Annotated in this window: 16 protein-coding genes and 1 riboswitch; of the genes, 7 read left to right on the forward strand and 9 right to left on the reverse strand. The window is 54.4% G+C overall.

Annotation, left to right across the window (positions count from 1 at the left end; all coding sequences use genetic code 11):
* Window positions 1-326 precede the first annotated feature (326 nt).
* Window positions 327-1,190 carry a glutamate racemase gene (gene murI / locus AC2FC2_RS21480; RefSeq protein WP_265556727.1) on the reverse strand — a complete coding sequence of 288 codons (864 nt, stop codon included), beginning with the start codon at window positions 1,188-1,190 and terminating at the stop codon, window positions 327-329.
* The gene (gene btuB, locus AC2FC2_RS21485) at window positions 1,135-3,006 is read right to left on the reverse strand and encodes a TonB-dependent vitamin B12 receptor BtuB (protein ID WP_490659890.1); all 1,872 of its coding nucleotides are present in this window, start codon (window positions 3,004-3,006) and stop codon (window positions 1,135-1,137) included. The genes murI and btuB overlap by 56 nt, the downstream gene beginning before the upstream one ends.
* A 68-nt stretch (window positions 3,007-3,074) precedes the next feature.
* A riboswitch (cobalamin riboswitch) is annotated at window positions 3,075-3,283 on the reverse strand.
* Window positions 3,284-3,407: 124 nt separating this feature from the next.
* On the opposite strand from btuB, the gene trmA reads away from it, so the two are divergent.
* A complete protein-coding gene (gene trmA / locus AC2FC2_RS21490) occupies window positions 3,408-4,511 on the forward strand; it encodes a tRNA (uridine(54)-C5)-methyltransferase TrmA (protein ID WP_404760944.1) in 1,104 nt (367 codons plus the stop codon).
* Window positions 4,512-4,554: 43 nt separating this feature from the next.
* Here the strand turns inward: trmA and AC2FC2_RS21495 are convergent, their stop codons facing one another.
* Both AC2FC2_RS21495 and fabR read right to left on the reverse strand, forming a co-directional pair.
* The gene (locus AC2FC2_RS21495; RefSeq protein WP_265556730.1) at window positions 4,555-4,923 is read right to left on the reverse strand and encodes a YijD family membrane protein; all 369 of its coding nucleotides are present in this window, start codon (window positions 4,921-4,923) and stop codon (window positions 4,555-4,557) included.
* 14 nt (window positions 4,924-4,937) lie between these two features.
* Window positions 4,938-5,570, reverse strand: coding sequence for an HTH-type transcriptional repressor FabR (fabR, locus tag AC2FC2_RS21500; RefSeq protein ID WP_020837514.1), 633 nt, complete (start codon window positions 5,568-5,570; stop codon window positions 4,938-4,940).
* A 216-nt stretch (window positions 5,571-5,786) separates the two neighbouring features.
* On the opposite strand from fabR, the gene sthA reads away from it, so the two are divergent.
* Window positions 5,787-7,184: a Si-specific NAD(P)(+) transhydrogenase gene (gene sthA / locus AC2FC2_RS21505; RefSeq protein WP_209639971.1), complete on the forward strand. Its 1,398-nt coding sequence runs from the start codon at window positions 5,787-5,789 to the stop codon at window positions 7,182-7,184.
* On the opposite strand, the gene oxyR is transcribed toward sthA, so the two are convergent.
* Entirely contained in the window at window positions 7,167-8,084 is a 918-nt protein-coding gene (gene oxyR, locus AC2FC2_RS21510) for a DNA-binding transcriptional regulator OxyR (protein ID WP_209639974.1), read from the reverse strand. The genes sthA and oxyR overlap by 18 nt on opposite strands.
* 151 nt (window positions 8,085-8,235) lie before the next feature.
* Between oxyR and AC2FC2_RS21515 the strand changes: the two genes are divergently transcribed.
* The 3 genes from AC2FC2_RS21515 to AC2FC2_RS21525 all read left to right on the forward strand — a co-directional run bounded on the left by AC2FC2_RS21515 (window position 8,236) and on the right by AC2FC2_RS21525 (window position 11,231).
* Window positions 8,236-8,967 carry a glutathione peroxidase gene (locus AC2FC2_RS21515; RefSeq protein ID WP_209639977.1) on the forward strand — a complete coding sequence of 244 codons (732 nt, stop codon included), beginning with the start codon at window positions 8,236-8,238 and terminating at the stop codon, window positions 8,965-8,967.
* A 76-nt stretch (window positions 8,968-9,043) separates the two neighbouring features.
* Window positions 9,044-10,492 carry a dihydrolipoyl dehydrogenase gene (locus tag AC2FC2_RS21520; protein ID WP_404760943.1) on the forward strand — a complete coding sequence of 483 codons (1,449 nt, stop codon included), beginning with the start codon at window positions 9,044-9,046 and terminating at the stop codon, window positions 10,490-10,492.
* Between the two features lie 412 nt (window positions 10,493-10,904).
* Entirely contained in the window at window positions 10,905-11,231 is a 327-nt protein-coding gene (locus AC2FC2_RS21525) for a type II toxin-antitoxin system HicB family antitoxin (RefSeq protein ID WP_209639983.1), read from the forward strand.
* A gap of 35 nt (window positions 11,232-11,266) precedes the next feature.
* On the opposite strand, the gene argH is transcribed toward AC2FC2_RS21525, so the two are convergent.
* From argH to argC, 4 genes are all read right to left on the reverse strand, one after another.
* Complete coding sequence (argH, locus tag AC2FC2_RS21530; protein ID WP_209639986.1) at window positions 11,267-12,640, reverse strand: argininosuccinate lyase; 1,374 nt, start codon at window positions 12,638-12,640, stop codon at window positions 11,267-11,269.
* 193 nt (window positions 12,641-12,833) lie between these two features.
* Entirely contained in the window at window positions 12,834-14,054 is a 1,221-nt protein-coding gene (locus AC2FC2_RS21535; protein WP_209639989.1) for an argininosuccinate synthase, read from the reverse strand.
* Window positions 14,055-14,079: 25 nt separating this feature from the next.
* Window positions 14,080-14,853 (reverse strand): acetylglutamate kinase, encoded by a 774-nt coding sequence (argB, locus tag AC2FC2_RS21540; protein WP_490659891.1) that lies wholly within the window; start codon window positions 14,851-14,853, stop codon window positions 14,080-14,082.
* A 29-nt stretch (window positions 14,854-14,882) separates the two neighbouring features.
* Window positions 14,883-15,887: an N-acetyl-gamma-glutamyl-phosphate reductase gene (gene argC / locus AC2FC2_RS21545; RefSeq protein ID WP_490659909.1), complete on the reverse strand. Its 1,005-nt coding sequence runs from the start codon at window positions 15,885-15,887 to the stop codon at window positions 14,883-14,885.
* 216 nt (window positions 15,888-16,103) lie between these two features.
* On the opposite strand from argC, the gene argE reads away from it, so the two are divergent.
* Both argE and ppc read left to right on the forward strand, forming a co-directional pair.
* A complete protein-coding gene (gene argE / locus AC2FC2_RS21550) occupies window positions 16,104-17,249 on the forward strand; it encodes an acetylornithine deacetylase (RefSeq protein WP_209639995.1) in 1,146 nt (381 codons plus the stop codon).
* Between the two features lie 386 nt (window positions 17,250-17,635).
* On the forward strand, window positions 17,636-20,272 hold the full coding sequence (gene ppc, locus AC2FC2_RS21555) for a phosphoenolpyruvate carboxylase (RefSeq protein ID WP_209639998.1): 2,637 nt from the start codon (window positions 17,636-17,638) through the stop codon (window positions 20,270-20,272).
* The last annotated feature ends 64 nt before the right edge of the window (window positions 20,273-20,336 follow it).

Genomic DNA, 20,336 nt, shown 5'->3' on the forward strand with positions numbered 1-20,336 from the left:
ATTTTTTCGAACCCGAGGGTTCTGGATATCGTCTTGTGGAGTGCCCACACAGATTGTCTGATAAATTGTTAAAGAGCGTTCGTTACTGAGATAACTCTCGGTAACGCGGGAGGTGCATATTACGCTTTCCCGCTGAAGAGTCAAGCTTTTTTCTTATTAAGAAACGGTGTTTTCACCGGCTTGATTCTTCCTGGCTGGGCGACTGGTTCTCGTTAGAGGAGTCGTTGTTCCCGGTCAGTGGAGGCGCATTATAGGGAGTTCTCAGAAGGCCGCAACCCCTAATTTCAATATTTTTTCCGACCGTTGAACATTTAACCAAAACGGCCTTAAACAGGCAGTTTTTTCAACGATTTAAAGCCATAACCCTGCAGAACGGGCAATAAAGCGTCAGTGTCCTCATTTAACGCCATGCAATACGCCAGGTTCTCTTCTTGCGTCGACACCAAATTTTCCTGCGTCGAAATCAGCCAGGCGGTACGACGGGCAATAGCTGCACCGGAATCAATCAGCCGCGTTCCTTCTGGTAGCACCTGCATTAACTCTTCCGCTAATAGAGGGAAGTGGGTACAACCGAGCACGACAGTATCTGGTGGTTCACGCATACTCAGCCATGGATGAAGAATCTTCTTCAACGTCGGCAGCGATACAGCTTCGCCATGCAGTTTGGCTTCCGCCAGTTCCACCAGTTCTGAAGACCCTAATAGCTCTATCTTGCAATCAGTCGCGAAGCGGGCAATCAACTCATGGGTATAAGTGCGCTGCACGGTGCCGCGGGTAGCCAATAGGCCAACCACGCCATTGGCGGTTAAGCGAGCAGCGGGTTTGATGGCAGGCACTACGCCGACGACAGGGAAGGTAAAGCGTTCACGCAAGGCTGGCAAAGATACGGTACTGGCGGTGTTACACGCGATGATGACAATCGCCAGAGGATGCCGTTGCTGCACCGCGCTGACAATTTCCAGCACGCGCTCAACAATAAACTCTTCGGATTTCTCGCCGTAGGGGAATGCCACATTATCGAAGGCATATATATAGTGGAGGTCCGGCAGCAGTTGCCGAACCTCTTGATACACCGATAACCCGCCGACACCGGAATCAAATACCAGCACCGTCGGACGGGCCTTCGCGGTGGTGTTAGAAGGTATAGCTTCCAGTGAGGTAGTATTCTCTTCCTGGAGTAGCGTAGCCATAAGCCGTCTCATAATCTTTATCAAACAGGTTGGCAATTCTACCACGAACTGTCAGATGAGATGTGACCGGATACGAAACTGCGAGATCCCACAGGCTGACACCGCCAAGTTTAACGCTTTGCTCTGGGTAGGTGCTGTAGTCTTTGTCATAACGCTCACCCAAGTATTGATAGGTGACAGCCCAGTCAAAATCATAGACCTGCCAGTCCAACTCATATTTCACCTGCTGTTTGGCGCGGCGCAGCAGCACTTCATTGGTTTTGGCGTTGCGCGGATCGACATAATCGTAACCAATATGATGGCTTAACGGACCCGTATCGAATGAGGCTGTCGCTTCAATACCTTTAATCGTAGCCTTACCGACATTGTAATAAACGTAATTGGTCTCTCCGGTGGAATCAATCAGGTTATCAATGTCGTTACGGTAGCCGGACACACGCCAGGTCACCGGGCCAGTCAAACCTTCAAAGCCGCCTTCCCACTGTTTACTTTCTTCCGGCTTCAGATTGGTGTTATTACCAAAGTTACCGTACAGCTGGCTCATATTAGGGGCTTTGAATGCCGTCCCATAGGAAGCGATAAAACGGTATCCTTCAACAAATTCCCAGGCCGCGCTGGTTTGCCAGGTACCATGCCAACCGAATTCGGAATGATCGTCGCCACGCACTGCCCCTTCCAGAGTTACCGGACCAACTAACTGCTGCGCAGTAAGGTAGATACCGGTATTGCGTTGAGTCTTCTCACCGTTAACCGTGGTGGAGTCAGGTTTGATTTGCTGGTGTTGCCAGTCAATCCCCGAACTGACCGTCCCCTGGCCCACCTGGAGAGTGTTTCCCCACTGCAGGTTGTACTGCTCGGAGTCCACCAAACTGGCCGAACTGTCATGCATACCCAGACGTGGATCGTAATCATAATCCTTGCTGTGGCTATAGCTACCAATCAGCTGTGTCGCGTAAACGCCTTCCTTATAGCGCAGCCCAGTATCCCAGGTTTGGCTATACAGCTTGCGGGTATCGATAAGCGGGCTGGTTGGTGAGGAATAATAAGCGTCGTAAGCCGTACGGTTGTCATAACCAAAACCACGAACAAAACCGCTGATGGCCTCGTTGAACTGATGGTCAACGGCACCGTACAGTGATTTGCTCATAAAGCCATCGCGGTCTTGCTGGCTTTGCATACCCGTACTGCCATAGGCCACGACATCATAACCTTTGGTATAAGTGTAGTTACCGGCGAGGGTTGCAACCGTGCTGTCACCCAGTTGCTGCTGAGTGGACGCGTCATAGGCCTGATAGCCGTTTGAACCCATCCCGGCGGAAAGCGTGCTGCCGTTCTTTTCGCGGGTAGTAATAATGTTGATCACGCCACCGATGGCATCTGAGCCATAAACGGCCGAACGCGGCCCACGGATAAATTCAACTTTCTGCACCAGCGAGATCGGGATCTGGCTAAGGTCGGAAGAGCCACTGACGCCGGCTTGATTAAGACGGATGCCGTCAATCAGCACCAGAACGTGACTGGAGTTGGTCCCACGGATAAACAGCGAGCTTTTTTGTCCCAAGCCACCATTTTGCCCCACATCGACTCCCGGCAAGCGGCGCATTACGTCAGTCAGGCTTTTTGCCTGCCAACGGTCGATTTCATCGCGGGTGACGACGGAAGTGGGTGCCAACACTGAAGAGACGGGCTGTGGGAAGCGGTTAGCGGAAACCACCAGGTTCTCGCTGTTATTAGCTGTAGTGCTGTCTTGCGCCCATCCAGAAAAAGCCGTAACGGAGGAAACCACCGCCAGCAGTGTATTTTTTGTAATTGTCATGAAAAAGCATCCAAACTTAATTGGCGGATGCCGCAGGATCATGGCCGGTATTTCGCGACGACCACGGGCATTGCGACGTAACACCGGCAGGTCTTCGGGCTTGGGAGTTGCAGGTGGCGCTTGAGCTACCTACACCGGGCGATGACTTCCCATCCTGCAATGGACAGTGTCTGCGTAAAACGCTATCGCCGTGACTTCCCCTTACCGCTGCGCGTCAGCTCCGGATTCACACCGGATTCCCTTTTCACTCGCTGCTTGAGGCCGGACGACAATGCTACGATCAATGTAAATAGATGTCTAGACTGCTACCAATGTTACAAATAATAAACACGACAAAACTGGACTTCACGGGCTGATTCCCTACAATCCCCGCTGATCAAATTTGCCTGACGAGAAGAAACATGACGCCCGAGAATTTGCCTATTGAACGTTACGATGACCAACTGGCGGAGAAAACTGCCCGGCTGAAGACGCTGATGTCACCGTTCACGGCACCCGAGCCGGAAGTGTTCCGCTCGCCAGTGAGCCACTACCGTATGCGCGCCGAATTCCGCATCTGGCATGATGAAGACGAGATGTACCACATCATGTTTGACCAGCAGACCAAGCAGCGTATTCGCGTCGAGCAGTTCCCTGCTGCCAGCGAATTAATTAACCGTCTGATGACCGCGCTGATTGCCGCCATCAAACCGGACCCTATTCTGCGCCGCAAACTGTTCCAGATTGACTACCTGTCGACCCGCAGCGGCAAAATCATTGCCTCATTGCTGTATCACCGTAAATTGGACGATGACTGGCAACAGCAAGCGGAAAAGCTGCGTGACAGTCTTCGCGCCCAGGGTTTTGACCTGCAACTGATTGGCCGTGCGTCAAAAATGAAAATCATGCTGGATCAGGATTACGTAGACGAAGTTCTGCCTGTTGCCGGCCGCGACATGATTTACCGCCAGGTGGAAAACAGCTTCACCCAGCCGAATGCTGCGATGAACATACAGATGCTGGAATGGGCGCTGGACGTGACCGCCGGTTCTAAAGGCGATCTGCTGGAGCTGTATTGCGGCAACGGTAACTTCTCATTGGCACTGGCGCGGAACTTTGAACGGGTGCTGGCGACCGAAATTGCCAAACCCTCGGTCGCGGCGGCGCAATACAACATTGCAGCCAATCATATCGATAACGTGCAGATTATCCGCATGGCGGCGGAAGACTTTACCCAAGCCATGAACGGAGTTCGCGAGTTTAATCGGTTGAAAGGCATCGATTTGAGCAGCTATAACTGCGAAACCATTTTTGTCGATCCACCGCGCAGCGGGCTGGATGACGAAACGGTGAAAATGGTGCAGGCTTATCCGCGTATTTTGTATATCTCATGCAACCCGGAAACGCTGTGCGCTAATCTGGAGACGCTGCAGGAAACGCATAAGGTCAGCCGCCTTGCGCTGTTCGATCAGTTCCCGTACACCCATCATATGGAATGCGGCGTACTGTTGGAAAAACGCGTTTAATCAGACAGGGGCGCCGTGCTTGCTGCGCCCCTGCTTACGCCCATTAAGCCGGGGTGTTTTCATCCAGCGTCTTGCGCGCCTTCAGCTTCATACCAATCCAGAACACCAGCGCCACAGAAACAATCGCCGGCAGGAAGTTAGAACCTATCTGCGGGTATTCGGCCCGGACTATCGCACTGTACAACAGCACCCCCAGCAAGAAGGTGGCGGCGGCCAGCTTCGGCATACCGTCCGGCATCGCACGATGCAGATAACGTTGATGCAGGCAATACACTGCCAATACCAAAGCAATGATGGGGAAAATCGAAAACGGCACCACCGAACTGAACAGCGCGGCGAACGAACCGTTAATTGAAAGGCCGGCAATCAACGCCAGCAGTAAGGTGCCATTCTCACGGCCTGGTTTTTCCATCGCTTTCTACCTTTTTATACGTGGGATACAGAAGTTTTTTCTTGTTCGCGGCGATACCAATAATAAGCACCTTTGGAAATCATCCGCAGTTGCAACACTAAACGCTCTTCAAGCCGACGACGTTGATCAATGTCGATATCCAGCGCTTCAGCACCGGCGCTAAATACGATGGTCACCATAGCCTCTGCCTGCGCTTCGGTAAAACTCCGCGGCATATGGTTTTCCAGCTCGAGGTAATCCGCCAGTTCGGCGATAAAATGTTGGATCTCACGCGCCACTGCCGCACGGAAAGCCGCCGATGTACCGGAGCGCTCACGCAGCAACAAACGGAAGGCGTTGGGGTTATTGCCGATAAACTCCATAAAGGTCGAAACAGAGGTGCGGATCACACTGCCGCCCTTGGCAATACGCTGACGGGCCTGTCGCATCAGTTGACGCAGCATCAACCCGCTCTCATCAACCATGGTTAGCCCAAGCTCATCCACGTCACGAAAGTGGCGGTAGAATGACGTTGGTGCGATACCGGCTTCACGCGAGACTTCACGCAGGCTCAGGCTGGCAAAGCTGCGTTCGGCGCTTAGCTGGCTGAAGGCCGCCTCGATGAGGGAACGACGAGTCCGTTCTTTTTGTTGTGCTCTGACGCCCATATGCATATCCAGATAAGATCCATTTTCTCAGTCTAACGCCGTAGACTCGGCAATATAGCAAATTTTATTGCAACAGCATTTATACAAACGCGCCCTGTCACAGTTTCAGCCTGCACCATTTGTGCTTTGCCTCAAAAAGCCTAATGGTGATTGGGCACTCAGCGCTATGATGTTAAGATACCGTTGTAATTTTGTATAAGAACAGGTCTCTCCCCTATGCAACAGCACTATCAATTTGATGCCATAGTCATTGGCTCGGGCCCAGGTGGTGAAGGTGCCGCTATGGGGTTGGTGAAGCAGGGCGCCCGCGTGGCCGTGATAGAACGGTACAATAACGTAGGCGGTGGATGTACTCATTGGGGTACTATCCCATCCAAAGCTCTCCGCCACGCCGTTAGCCGCATTATCGAATTCAACCAGAACCCGCTTTACAACAATTCACGCACACTCAGCGCGACATTCCCTGATATTTTACGCCACGCAGATAACGTCATTAACCAGCAAACCCGGATGCGCCAAGGTTTCTATGAGCGTAACCAATGCAAGTTGTTTGCCGGCGATGCGCGTTTTATCGACGCCAATACCGTCAGCGTTAGCTATATGGATGGCACTCAAGACACCATCCGCGCCGATCATATTGTCATCGCCTGCGGTTCACGTCCGTACAACCCGTCGAGCGTGGATTTTAATCATCCACGTATCTATAACAGCGACTCTATTCTCGAACTGAATCACGAACCGCGCCACGTCATCATTTACGGTGCCGGGGTGATCGGTTGTGAGTACGCGTCGATCTTCCGCGGTCTGAACGTGAAGGTAGATCTGATCAACACCCGCGATCGCCTGCTGGCGTTCCTCGATCAGGAAATGTCAGACTCACTGTCCTACCACTTCTGGAACAACGGCGTCGTGATCCGTCACAACGAGGAGTTCGAGAAGATCGAAGGCACCGATGACGGCGTCATTGTTCACCTGAAGTCCGGCAAAAAAGTGAAAGCAGATTGCCTGCTGTACGCCAACGGCCGCACGGGGAATACCGATTCACTGGGCCTGGAAAACGTGGGCCTGGAATCGGACAGCCGTGGCCTGTTGAAAGTAAACAGCATGTACCAAACCGCGTTGCCGCACATTTATGCCGTGGGTGACGTGATTGGCTATCCGAGCCTGGCATCCGCCGCTTACGATCAGGGGCGTATTGCCGCGCAGGCAATTTCTTCCGGTGAAGCCAGCGGGCATCTGATCGAAGATATTCCGACGGGTATCTACACCATTCCGGAAATCAGCTCTGTCGGTAAAACCGAACAGGAACTGACGGCGATGAAAGTGCCGTATGAAGTGGGCCGTGCACAGTTCAAGCACCTGGCACGTGCGCAGATTGCCGGGATGAATGTCGGCAGCCTGAAGATCTTGTTCCATCGCGACACCCTGCAGATCCTCGGGATCCACTGCTTCGGTGAACGTGCGGCAGAGATCATCCACATCGGTCAGGCGATCATGGAACAGAAAGGTGAAGGCAATACTATCGAATATTTCGTTAATACGACCTTCAACTATCCGACCATGGCTGAAGCCTACCGTGTCGCAGCACTGAACGGCTTAAACCGCCTGTTTTAGCGTAGCGCCCAGGTAGTTTTGCATGTGTTCACGAATCGCCTCGGCCAATTGCTCATAACGACTGCGCAATGGGGAGCCGGGGCGGTACACCAATGCAATAGTGCGCTTCGGCTCCGGTTTATAGCAGTCGAGATAGCAAACGCCATCACGCTCACGCTGTGGCGGTACTGCCAGTGAAGGCAACAAGGTAATGCCGCTGCCGGCCGCCACCATATTGCGCAGCGTTTCCAAGCTGGTCGCCCGGAAGTGGGTATCCTCGTCCGCCCCTGCCTGGAAGCAAAAACCCATTGCCTGATCGCGTAAGCAATGGCCATCTTCCAGCATCAATAGCTTTTCCCCCGCCAGATCGGGCATCGCCACACGGTCGCGCTGTGACCATGGGTGATCGGAGTAGACTGCCAGCTTCATCGGTTCATCAAACAGCGGCACTTCAATAAAGGCTTCTGTTTCCTTCACCAACGCCAGAATGGCACAGTCCAGTTTACCGCTGTCGAGTTGCGCCAGCAGCTGTTGGGTTTGCGCTTCATGCAGATACATTTCCAGTTTGGGAAAGGTTTTGTGCAGCGTAGGTATAATTTGCGGCAGCAGATAAGGCCCGACGGTAGGGATCAAACCAATGTGTAGCGGCCCGGACATAGCTTCGCCCTGCTGGCTGGCCATCTCTTTCAGAACTTTGACTTCGCGCAGCACGGTACGCGCCTGCTCCACCAGCAACAAGCCCGCTTGGGTGAATAACACCTTACGGCTGGTGCGTTCAAGCAGCATCACACCCAGTTCGTCTTCCAACTTGCGGATCTGCCCACTGAGTGTGGGTTGGCTTACATGGCATGAATCGGCGGCACGGCGGAAATGCCGGTGCTCGGCCAAGGCGACCAGGTACTCTAAATCACGAATATTCATTGTTTCCCTCCAGACCACGATAGCTCATGGCGATAGATAAGATAGCAATGAGCGATTAGATCTATCAAGCCCCGACGTCAATAATGTCACCCAACGAAGCGATACCACGCTAATAGCTAAAAATTATTTTTCCTAATTAAGGGGTTAATTCATGTTTACCAGTCAAGAAGGCAAAAAAGTTCCTCAGGTTACCTTCCATACCCGTCAGGGCGACCAATGGATTGACGTCACCACCGATGACCTGTTCAAAGATAAAACTGTCATCGTCTTTTCGCTGCCGGGTGCATTCACCCCAACCTGCTCTTCCAGCCACTTGCCGCGCTACAACGAGCTGTCCAGCGTATTCAAACAACACGGCGTTGACAGCATCCTGTGCGTCTCGGTAAACGACACCTTTGTGATGAATGCCTGGAAAGCCGATCAACATGCTGAAAACATCACCTTCGTGCCAGACGGCAACGGTGAGTTCACCAAAGGCATGAACATGCTGGTCGAGAAAGCCGATTTGGGCTTTGGCCCACGCTCATGGCGTTATTCGATGCTGGTGCGCAATGGCGTAGTAGAAAAAATGTTCGTCGAACCTAACAAGCCGGGCGACCCGTTTGAAGTGTCCGATGCCGACACCATGCTGAAATATTTGGCACCGGAATTCAAAGTACAAGAGTCGGTCTCCCTGTTTACCAAACCGGGCTGCCCATTCTGCGCCAAGGCCAAACAAATGCTGCAAGAACGTGGCATCCAGTATGAAGAGATCGTACTGGGTCAGGACGCCACAACGGTGAGCCTGCGCGCCGTCACCGGTCGTGCCACCGTACCGCAGGTGTTTATCGGCGGTCGCCATATTGGCGGCAGCGATGACCTGGAAACTTTCCTGTCAGCCTGATTTATAAGTAATAACAAAGCCAACGTGAACTTTGGCGGGCTCCGGCCCGCCCTTTTTTTAGCTTTCAGGAGCGGATATGAAACAGTTGAATGTTGACGTCGCGGTCATCGGCGGCGGTACCGCCGGTCTGGGTGCCTATCGCGCCGCCAAGCTTGCCACCCCAAGCGTAGTGATGATCGAGGGCGGAGCTTATGGCACCACCTGCGCACGCGTTGGCTGCATGCCATCCAAATTACTGATTGCTGCCGCTGAGGCAGTGCATCAAATCGAACGTGCTCCGGGCTTTGGCGTTTATCCTGCCGGTAAACCCACCGTTAACGGCCGCGAGGTCATGGACCGCGTTAAACGCGAGCGCGATCGCTTCGTCGGCTTTGTACTGGAGGGTGTAGACGAGATCCCGGCCGTCGACAAAATTCAGGGTTACGCCCGCTTTATCGACGATAACACTCTGCAGGTGGATGAACACACTCGCATCGTAGCCCAACGCATCGTTATCGCCACCGGTTCCCGCCCAAGCTGGCCAGCAGCCTGGAATGGTCTGGGTGACAAGCTGATCGTCAATGACGACGTCTTCAATTGGGATGACCTGCCACAATCTGTGGCCGTGTTCGGGCCAGGCGTAATTGGTTTGGAACTGGGCCAGGCGCTGCATCGGTTCGGAGTAGAAACCAAGGTATTTGGCGTTGGCGGCGCCGTCGGTCCATTAACTGACAGCGCCGTACGCAATTACGCCGCCAACGCCTTGGGTGAAGAGTTCTATCTCGATGCCGACGTGAAAGTGGAGATGATGCAACGCGAAGGCGACAAGGTATTTATCCGCTATCGTGATCTGCAGGGTAACCCGCAGGATATCATGGTGGATTACGTCCTGGCCGCCACCGGTCGCCGACCGAACGTCGATAATCTGGGCCTGGAAAACACCCGCCTGCTACTCGATAGCCGGGGAGTGCCACAGGCCGACCGTCTGACGATGCAAACCAACGTGCCGCATATCTTTATCGCGGGTGACGCCAGCAACCAACTGCCGCTGCTGCACGAAGCCAGCGATCAGGCACGCATTGCCGGAAGCAATGCCGGTAGCTTCCCGGAAGTCACTCCAGGCCTGCGCCGCAGCGCGATCTCGGTGGTATTTTCCGATCCGCAGATCGCCATGGTGGGCTCCACCTTCCGCGAACTTAACGAGAAATTCAGCGCCTGCGGCTGTTTTGAAATCGGTGAAGTCTCGTTCGAAAACCAAGGACGTTCACGGGTGATGCTGCGTAACAAGGGCATTCTGCACGTCTACGGCGAACAAGGCACAGGGCGTTTCCTCGGCGCAGAAATGATGGGGCCAGACGTTGAGCATATCGCTCACCTGCTGGCTTGGGCGCACCAACAGCAAATGACCATTAACCAGATGCTGGACATGCCGTTCTATCACCCAGTGATAGAAGAAGGGCTGCGCACCGCACTGCGCGATCTGCAGGCAAAACTCAAGCTGGGCGAGGCCGAGGTGGAGCGCTGCCAACGCTGCCCGGGCGAGTAATCTTTTCCTTCCCCATCAATACCCGCCGGGCCATCGTGCCCGGTTTTATTGTGCACCCTATTACATTCTATTTCCCACCTACTTGCGACTCCGCACCCGCCCGGTCATTTTTTATACTTAAACATTGAAGTGATATCAATAACAGTACTAAAATGAGATGCAAACATGAAAGGAATCAGGTGTGTCATTGTCGATCGACAACGACGACAAAGCAGCATCAGGTTTACCGAGTTAGTGAAAATATGTACGCACTGGTTTGGTGAACCGCGCTTGGGGAGTGGTAGTCACCGAGTTTACCGCATGCCCTGGCCGGGAGGTCCCCGGATCAATATACAACGCGGAAACAGCGGCATGGCAAAGGTGTATCAGGTTAAACAGGTTATTGCCGCATTGACCAGAATGGAGGAAGAGCATGGAAAAGTATGAGCATTACACTTATCGCATCACCTGGTCGGTGGCGGACAACGAGTATGTCGGGCTCTGTACCGAATTTCCGTCCCTGTCATGGCTAGCCACAACCCGCACCGCAGCGCTGGATGGCATTGAGAAGCTGGTTCGCGAGGTGATCAACGACATGCTCACGCAGGGGGAAATACCGCCTCAGCCACTGGCAGAAAAAAACTTCAGCGGCAAGCTGGTACTGCGTATGACATCGGAACAACATCGCCGTCTGGCGATTAGCGCTATAGAAGAAGGCGTCAGCCTGAACCGCTATCTGTGTGCTCGGTTGGCGGAATAATCGATAAGGGCAGCGCTGGGCTGCCCTTTCGCTACTTAAGCCAAACGCTGTTTCGCTGCGGCGATCGCACTGGCGACCTGCTGAGGAGAAACGCCCCCCTTGGCCGAACGTTTGTCCAGACAAGACTGCAGTGCCAGAATCGGGTACACGTCGTCACCAATCACCGCGCTGAATTTCTGCAAATCGGTCAACGGCAGGGCTTCCAGCGCCTTACCCTGACGGATGGCTTCCACTACCGCTTCGCCAACGATATGGTGCGCCTCACGGAACGGCACGCCTTTCGCGACCAGATAATCCGCCAGTTCGGTCGAGTTGGCATAGCCCTGTTCTGCCGCTTCTTTACAACGCGGACGCTTCACTTGAATGCCATCCAGCACCAGTGCCGCCATTTGCAGGCAATCCATCCAGGTATCCAACGCGTCGAACAGCCCTTCCTTGTCTTCCTGCATGTCTTTGTTGTACGCCAGTGGTAGGCCTTTCAACGTCATCATCATGCCGGTCAATGCGCCCTGTACACGGCCACATTTACCGCGGATCAGCTCCAGCGCATCCGGGTTTTTCTTTTGCGGCATCAGCGAGGAGCCCGACGTCACACGATCAGACAGATCGACAAAGGCCGCTTCGCCACTATTGAAGAAGATCAGGTCTTCGGCAAAGCGCGACAGGTGCACCATGCTAATGGAGGCATTGGATAACAGTTCCAGCACGTGGTCGCGGTCGGAAACGCTGTCCAGGCTGTTACGGGTTGCCGAGGCAAAACCCAGCCAGCCGGCCAGTTGCTCGCGGTCAATCGGGTAGGCGGTACCTGCTAATGCGCCACTGCCCAACGGGCTGACGTCCAGACGCTTCAACGTATCCTGCAAGCGGCTTTCGTCACGCGCCAGCATTTCCACATAGGCCAAACACCAATGGGCAAAGGTCACCGGCTGAGCACGCTGCAGGTGGGTATAGCCCGGCATCACGGCATCCTGGTTGGCTTCGGCCGTTTCCACCAGCGCCTGTTGCAACTGCACGATGGCCTGATGCAAATCGCCAATCTGCTCTTTACACCACAGCTTCAGATCGGTCGCGACCTGATCGTTACGGCTACGCCCGGTGTGCAATTTCTTGCCCAGATCGCCGACTTTGTCGATCAGCTTCTGCTCCACCCAGCTGTGAATATCTTCAGCATCGCTGCTGACAATCGCCTGCGGATCGGCCTGCACTTCTGCCAACAGTCCGTTCAATGCCTGCTCAAGCTGTTGCTGCTCGGTTGCCGTCAATACGTTGACGGTAACCAGCGCTTTCGACCAGGCCACGGAGCCCACAATGTCCTGTTCCGCCAAACGATAATCAAAGCGCAGAGAATCGTTTAATTGTTTGAACCGCTGATCTGCCGCCTGAGTGAACCGTCCGCCCCAAAGTGCCATACCTTTACTCCTGTACCCGTCATACTTCGAGCTACAGATGTGTTGGCTGCGCGCGTTCGCCCGAATCACTTACCGATGTAAGCTCATCGGGACTCACGCTCTTGCCGCCTTCCTGCAACTCGAATTATTTAGGGTATAAATTTTATACGAAAGGGCGCAGCATGCTGCGCCCTTGCAGAGTCACGCCAATCGATTATTTATTCTTTTTCTCGTTCAGCGCACGAATACGTGAAGAGAGTGAGAACAGACGGATAAAGCCGCCCGCGTGGCTGTGATCGTAAACTTCGTCTTCACCGAAGGTAGCAAACTCTTCCGAGTACAGGCTGTTGGCAGATTTTTTCTGAATCGCCGTCACCTGGCCCTTGTACAGCTGCAGCACAACTTCTCCGTTAACTTCTTCGGCCAGTGCCTCGGCAGAAGCCTGCAGTGAGCGACGCAGTGGGGCAAACCAACGCCCATCGTAAACCACGTAGGACATTTCCAGGCCCAGTTGCTCACGCCATTTGAAGCTATCGCGATCCAGAACCAGTTGCTCGACACCACGAAGTGCAGCAACCATGATGGTGCCGCCCGGGGTTTCGTAGCAGCCACGGGATTTGATACCGACCAGACGGTTCTCTACGATATCGATACGGCCCACGCCATGCTTGGCGCCCAACACGTTCAGGGTTTCCAGACATTTATACGGGCTCAATGCTTCGCCATTCACCGCCACCACACAGCCTTTCTCTACGGTGATGGTCACGTGTTCAGGCTGATCCGGCGCTTCCTGCGGGTCTACGGTCCAGACCCAGCAGTCTTTGTTCGGTGCATTCCATGGGCTTTCCAGCACGCCGCCTTCCGTCGAGATATGCCAGGCGTTTTCATCACGGCTGTAAATTTTCTCCAGCGACGCAGTCGTCGGAATATTACGTTCTTTCAGGTAGTCCAACAGCGCTTCACGGGAACGCAGGTTCCACTCACGCCAAGGTGCGACGACTTTCAGGTGTGGCGCCAGCGCGGTGTAAGTCGTTTCGAAACGGACCTGGTCGTTACCTTTGCCGGTTGCACCGTGACACAACGCGTCAGCACCGACTTTCAGCGCCAGCTCAACCTGCGCTTTAGCAATAATCGGGCGTGCCATTGAAGTACCTAGCAGGTAGCTGCCTTCATACAAGGCACCGGTTTGCAGCACAGGGTAAACATAATCACGAATGAATTCTTCACGCAGGTCAACCACGTGACACTCAGAGGCACCGGATTGCAGGGCTTTTTGCTCCACACCTTCCAGATCGCCGCGCTCCTGACCGATATCTGCTACGAACGCGACGACTTCGCAACCGCCGTAGTTCTCTTTCAGCCATGGAATGATGGCTGAAGTATCCAGACCGCCAGAGTACGCCAGAACGATTTTTTTGATGCCTTTGTTTTGCATGGTCTTTTCCTTTTTAATTCTAAATTTAAGCGAGGATCCGGGTGCCAATTGACACGCCGTTAAACAGTGCAGGAAGCTGATCGGCATGGCGCCAACTGGCGATATCTACCGGGCGACCGAGGGTGCGGGCCGCATCGAGCGCCGCATTCACCTTCACCACCATACCATCAGTGATGATGCCCTGGGCAATCAGTTGTTCCGCTTTTTGCGCCGTCATTTCTGCGATGCGTTGCCCTTTACCGTCGAGGATGCCACTGACATCCGACAGCAGGATCAAATCCGCACCCAGCGTCGCGGCTAAAGCCGTCGCCGCCTGATCGGCGTTTACATTCATTAACTGCCCATCGGCAGTAATACCGATGGAGCTGATCACCGGCAAATAACCGGCGCCCAGCAGGGTATTGAGCAGCGCCGGGGAGCCCGGTTGCGCGTTACCAACGTGTCCCAGCGCCGGATCAAGCGGGGTCACGGTGACGCTGCCGCCATCTGCCAGGCTCAGGCCCACGGCATTAATCTGGTGCTTGACCGCCCATGCCAGCAAGGTTTTGTTGGCAGTGCCCGCCAGCGCGCCAGTGATAATGCCGATTTGATCGGCCGGGGTCACACGCAGGCCATTTTTTTTCACCACCGGTAAAGAAAGCTGTTTCATCAGCTCATCCACCACACAACCGCCGCCGTGGACAATCACCAGCGGGCGCTGATGCCGCTGGCGGTAGCTGTCCAACGCAGTAAACAAACGCTCCAGCGCCTCTTCACTGTCTAATAACACGCCACCTAACTTGATAATTAACGGATTCATCGCTGTTTACATCCCACGCTGGTGATTCATTAAAGTAATGACTGGGTTTCCGGGAACCCAAAACGGATATTCAAGCATTGCACCGCCTGAGCGGCAGCGCCTTTCAACAGGTTGTCTTCCGCCGCCACAGCAATCAGATGCTCGCCTTGCACGGCAAAGCCGATATCACAGAATGGCAGCCCGACCACCGACTTCAGCGCCGGCACGCCCTGGTCGTACAACCGCACCAGCGGTTTATCGTCGTAAGCAGCGTGATACACGGCGGCCACGTCCTGCGCGGTCACACCGGCGTTAAGGCGGCAAGTGATGGTTTCGAGAATACCACGCGGGAAATTACCCAAATGTGGCGTAAAGATGACCGGCACGCCCAAGTGCGCGACGATTTCTGGATGATGACGGTGGTTGAAAATACCGTAGGGCTGCAGGCTCACTTCACAGAAGCTGGTCGTGACGCTGGCCTTTCTGCCGGCACCGCTGACGCCACTGGTCGCGTTGATCACTGGCCACTGCTCAAGGTTCAGCAAACCTTGATCGATCAGCGGCTTCAACGCCAATTGCGCCGCCGTCGGGTAGCAACCCGGTACGGCAATCAGCTGTGCCTGTTTAATTTTTTCGCTCTGCCACTCAGCCAAGCCATAGACAGCCTGGTTCAGCAAATCAGCGTGCTGATGTTCAAAACCGTAATATTGGCTGTAGAACGCGGCATCTTTCACACGGAATGCACCCGACAGATCGAACACCACGCAACCTGCGGCCAGGAAAGCTGGCGCAATATCGTGACTCACCTCGTGTGCCGTGGCCAAAAACACCACGTCGATACCTTCGGCGGCTTTGGCAACGTCAACCAGCGGCTGTAATGGCAGATCGACAATCCCTTTTAACTGGGGGTGCAAATCGGAAAGCAATTTTCCTGCATCTGCACTTTGCGCTGAAACCGCTAAAGCGGTTATGTTCATGTGTGGGTGACGATTGAGGTACGCCGTGAGCTCTGCTCCGGCATAACCGCTGGCACCGACAATCAGCGTATTCAACATGGGGCCTTTCACCTTCTTGACGTGCGTAGGGTCGTATTCGACCCAGGTTTCCAGGCTCACCAGCGTTGTTTCGCCGTTCACCCACGAGGTCGAGCGTTGATGTTTTTATAATCATCCGGGAATCGGGTTCCCTTACGCTCCAGCTTACTGTATTTTTATTCACAATAAATGCATGAATATTGATACCAACCTAACCAAAGGCTGTCAACAGTGAAGATGAAATTACCTCCATTTATTGAGCTGTACCGGGCGTTGATCGCCACTCCGTCGATCAGCGCCACTGATGGCGCCCTCGATCAAAGTAATGAAGCATTAATCAACTTGCTGGCCGGATGGTTTGCCGATTTAGGCTTCCGTGTCGACGTGCAGCCAGTGCCGGATAGTCGCAAAAAATTCAATCTGCTGGCGAGCATTGGTGAAGGCAGCGGCGGCCTGCTGCTCGCGGGTCATACCGATACCGTGCCTTACGACGAAGGCCGCTGGACGCGCGATCCCTTCACGTTGACCGAGCACGACAATAAGCTTTACGGGCTGGGCACCGCCGACATGAAAGGCTTCTTTGCCTTTATTCTGGATGCGGTACGTGACATCGACGCCAGCCAGCTGACCAAGCCGTTATACATTCTAGCCACCGCAGATGAAGAAACGACGATGGCCGGAGCACGTTATTTCGCGGCCTCAACCAGCATCCGTCCAGATTTCGCTATTATCGGTGAACCGACCTCGCTGCAACCGGTGCGCGCGCATAAAGGCCATATGGCCAATGCTATCCGTATCGTCGGCCAGTCTGGCCACTCAAGCGATCCCGCACGCGGCGTGAATGCCATCGATCTGATGCATGACACTATTGGCCGCCTGATGGAACTGCGTAAAACACTGCAGGAGCGCTACAACAACCCAGCCTTCGCCGTACCTTATCCAACCATGAACTTCGGTCATATCAGCGGCGGTGACGCAGCCAACCGCATTTGCGCCTGCTGTGAACTGCATCTGGACATCCGCCCATTGCCAGGTATGACGCTCGACAACATCAATGAATTGATGCATCAGACACTGGAGCCGGTGAGCCAGCGTTGGCCGGGGCGCCTAAGCATTGAAGAGCTCCATGCGTCGGTACCGGGTTACGAGTGCCCAACCGACCATCATATGGTGGCGGTGATCGAGAAACTGCTGGGTACCCGCACGCAAGTGGTCAACTATTGCACCGAGGCCCCCTTCGTCCAACAGGTCTGCCCGACGCTGGTGCTGGGCCCCGGCTCTATCGACCAAGCGCATCAGCCAGATGAATACATTGATACCGGCTTTATCGAACCCACGCGCAAACTGCTGGGTCAGTTGGTTGATCACTTCTGCCGCCAATAAACCTTACGTAGGCCAGGGTTGATGATTTATCATCGCCCTACCACTTAAGAAGTAGAAAAATAATGAAATAAGCCAGACTGATAACCGGTGCGCCGTAATTAAATTTCAGAAAATGCGCCGATTTTGATGTTTTTTTGCTAAAAATAGTGTCAATTGACGATTGGACAGGAACGTGGCGAGATGAAACAGGCGCTCTTCGCCTGGCACGTGAAATTTACTTACAAGATAAAAATCATCTACCCAATAGATTTCAGGACACAGTCACGCGGCTAACACGTAAATCCCCTGGAGCCTGGATCAACCCAGTGACAGAGATGGGAGCGTGAAGCCAACGCTGCTGCGGCTTGAAAGATGAAGGGTAAATACAGAACTGGGTCAGGGGTTATATGAACGAACAATATTCGGCAATGCGAAGTAATGTCAGTATGCTCGGCAAATTGCTCGGCGATACCATCAAAGAAGCGCTGGGCGAGCATATTCTCGATCGCGTTGAAACTATCCGTAAGCTTTCCAAATCTTCACGTGCAGGTAACGAAGCGCATCGCCAAGAGCTGCTTTCTACCTTACAAAACCTGTCCAACGACGAGTTGCTGCCCGTTGCGCGTGCATTCAGTCAGTTTCTCAATCTGACGAACGTCGCCGAGCAGTACCACAGCATTTCGCCCAATGGCGAGGCGGCCAGCAACCCAGAGGCGCTGGCCCAGTTATTCACTCGTCTGAAAGACAAAAAGCTCAGCACCAAAGAGCTGCAAAATGCGGTATCTCAGCTTTCCATCGAGCTGGTGCTGACCGCGCACCCGACGGAAATTACCCGCCGCACCCTGATCCACAAGCTGGTTGAAGTTAACACGTGCCTCAGCCAACTGGACCATAACGATCTGGCCGATTACGAGCGCAACAAGATCATGCGCCGCCTGCGTCAATTGGTCGCCCAGTCATGGCATACCGACGAGATCCGTAAGCATCGCCCATCACCTATCGATGAAGCGAAATGGGGCTTTGCGGTAGTCGAAAACAGCCTGTGGGAAGGTGTGCCTGCCTTCCTGCGTGAATTCAACGAACAGTTGGAAAACTCCATCGATTACAGCCTGCCGGCAGAAGCCGTACCGGTACGCTTCACCTCCTGGATGGGCGGTGACCGCGATGGCAACCCCAATGTCACTGCCGAAATTACCCGACACGTGCTGCTGCTGAGCCGCTGGAAGGCCTGCGACTTGTTCACCCGTGATATTCAGGTGCTGGTATCTGAGCTGTCGATGACCGAATGTACGCCAGAACTGCGTGCACGTGCCGGTGGTGACGAAGTGCAGGAGCCGTACCGCGAGATCATGAAGCAGTTGCGCAGCCAACTGATGAGTTCTCAGGCTTATCTGGAAGGCCGCCTTAAAGGCGAGCGTGTACTGAAACCGCATGACCTGTTGGTCAATAACGAGCAACTGTGGGAACCGCTGTTCGCCTGTTACCAGTCACTGCAGGCTTGTGGTATGAGCATCATCGCCAATGGCCAGTTGCTCGATACCTTACGCCGCGTACGCTGCTTTGGTGTCCCCCTGGTGCGTATCGATGTTCGCCAGGAAAGCACACGCCACACTGAAGCCATCGCCGAACTGACGCGCTATCTCGGCCTGGGTGATTACGAAAGCTGGTCGGAAGCCGATAAACAGGCATTCCTGATCCGCGAACTGAACTCCAAACGCCCGCTGGTACCGCTGAAGTGGGAACCGAGCGCCGACACCCAGGAAGTGCTGGAAACCTGTCGGGTGATCGCCGAAGCCCCCCAGGGATCAATCGCCGCCTACGTGATTTCCATGGCTCGCACCCCCTCTGACGTGCTGGCGGTGCATCTGTTGCTGAAAGAAGCCGGCTGCCCATTCGCGCTGCCAGTCGCACCGCTGTTCGAAACCCTCGATGACCTGAATAACGCCGACGACGTAATGACCCAGTTGCTGAATATTGACTGGTACCGCGGCTTTATCCAGGGCAAACAGATGGTGATGATTGGCTATTCTGATTCGGCGAAAGACGCCGGGGTAATGGCAGCATCGTGGGCGCAGTACCGCGCGCAAGATGCACTGATCAAAACCTGTGAGAAGGCTGGCGTGGCACTGACGCTGTTCCACGGCCGCGGAGGCTCAATTGGCCGTGGCGGTGCACCGGCGCATGCGGCATTGCTGTCGCAACCGCCGGGCAGCCTGAAAGGCGGCCTGCGCGTCACCGAACAGGGTGAGATGATCCGCTTCAAATTTGGTCTGCCGGAAGTCACCATCAGCAGCCTGGCGCTTTACACTGGCGCAATTTTGGAGGCCAACCTGTTGCCGCCGCCAGAACCGAAGAAAGAGTGGCGCACGCTGATGGATGAGTTGTCAGACACCTCATGCAACATGTACCGCGGCTACGTACGCGAGAATCCGGAGTTTGTGCCATATTTCCGCGCAGCAACGCCGGAATTGGAGTTGGGAAAACTGCCTCTGGGCTCACGTCCGGCCAAGCGCAAGCCAAACGGCGGCGTAGAGAGCCTACGCGCTATCCCGTGGATCTTCGCCTGGACTCAGAACCGGCTGATGCTGCCCGCCTGGCTGGGTGCCGGTGCCGGCTTGCAAGAAGCGGTAAAAGCCGGCAAGCAGGATCAATTGGAAGCGATGTGCCGCGACTGGCCGTTCTTCTCTACCCGCATCGCGATGCTGGAAATGGTCTTCGCCAAAGCAGACCTGTGGTTAGCGGAATACTACGATCAACGTCTGGTCGATAAGTCACTGTGGCCACTTGGCAAACAGTTACGCGACCAATTGGCGAGCGACATCAAAGTGGTGCTGACAATTGCCAATGATGCACACCTGATGGAGGATCTGCCGTGGATCGCCGAATCCATCGCGCTGCGTAACGTGTATACCGATCCGCTGAACGTACTGCAGGCTGAACTGTTACACCGTTCACGCCAGCAAGAACAGCCAGATGCCCGCGTTGAGCAAGCGCTAATGGTCACCATTGCCGGCGTTGCCGCCGGGATGCGTAATACCGGCTAGGTTAAGCGACAAAGTACGGCCCCTGCTTTCAGGGGCCGTTTTTTTCCAATAAAAAGGGCGCTGT

The sequence above is a fragment of the Serratia sp. CoH_122_TC_1 genome (assembly GCF_058191755.1).

Bases quoted from the DNA above. Each gene is read 5' to 3' on its own strand.
- murI (WP_265556727.1), bottom strand. From the start codon at position 1,190: ATGGCTACGCTACTCCAGGAAGAGAATACTACCTCACTGGAAGCTATA.
- btuB (WP_490659890.1), bottom strand. From the start codon at position 3,006: ATGACAATTACAAAAAATACACTGCTGGCGGTGGTTTCCTCCGTTACG.
- trmA (WP_404760944.1), top strand. From the start codon at position 3,408: ATGACGCCCGAGAATTTGCCTATTGAACGTTACGATGACCAACTGGCG.
- AC2FC2_RS21495 (WP_265556730.1), bottom strand. From the start codon at position 4,923: ATGGAAAAACCAGGCCGTGAGAATGGCACCTTACTGCTGGCGTTGATT.
- fabR (WP_020837514.1), bottom strand. From the start codon at position 5,570: ATGGGCGTCAGAGCACAACAAAAAGAACGGACTCGTCGTTCCCTCATC.
- sthA (WP_209639971.1), top strand. From the start codon at position 5,787: ATGCAACAGCACTATCAATTTGATGCCATAGTCATTGGCTCGGGCCCA.
- oxyR (WP_209639974.1), bottom strand. From the start codon at position 8,084: ATGAATATTCGTGATTTAGAGTACCTGGTCGCCTTGGCCGAGCACCGG.
- AC2FC2_RS21515 (WP_209639977.1), top strand. From the start codon at position 8,236: ATGTTTACCAGTCAAGAAGGCAAAAAAGTTCCTCAGGTTACCTTCCAT.
- AC2FC2_RS21520 (WP_404760943.1), top strand. From the start codon at position 9,044: ATGAAACAGTTGAATGTTGACGTCGCGGTCATCGGCGGCGGTACCGCC.
- AC2FC2_RS21525 (WP_209639983.1), top strand. From the start codon at position 10,905: ATGGAAAAGTATGAGCATTACACTTATCGCATCACCTGGTCGGTGGCG.
- argH (WP_209639986.1), bottom strand. From the start codon at position 12,640: ATGGCACTTTGGGGCGGACGGTTCACTCAGGCGGCAGATCAGCGGTTC.
- AC2FC2_RS21535 (WP_209639989.1), bottom strand. From the start codon at position 14,054: ATGCAAAACAAAGGCATCAAAAAAATCGTTCTGGCGTACTCTGGCGGT.
- argB (WP_490659891.1), bottom strand. From the start codon at position 14,853: ATGAATCCGTTAATTATCAAGTTAGGTGGCGTGTTATTAGACAGTGAA.
- argC (WP_490659909.1), bottom strand. From the start codon at position 15,887: ATGTTGAATACGCTGATTGTCGGTGCCAGCGGTTATGCCGGAGCAGAG.
- argE (WP_209639995.1), top strand. From the start codon at position 16,104: ATGAAATTACCTCCATTTATTGAGCTGTACCGGGCGTTGATCGCCACT.
- ppc (WP_209639998.1), top strand. From the start codon at position 17,636: ATGAACGAACAATATTCGGCAATGCGAAGTAATGTCAGTATGCTCGGC.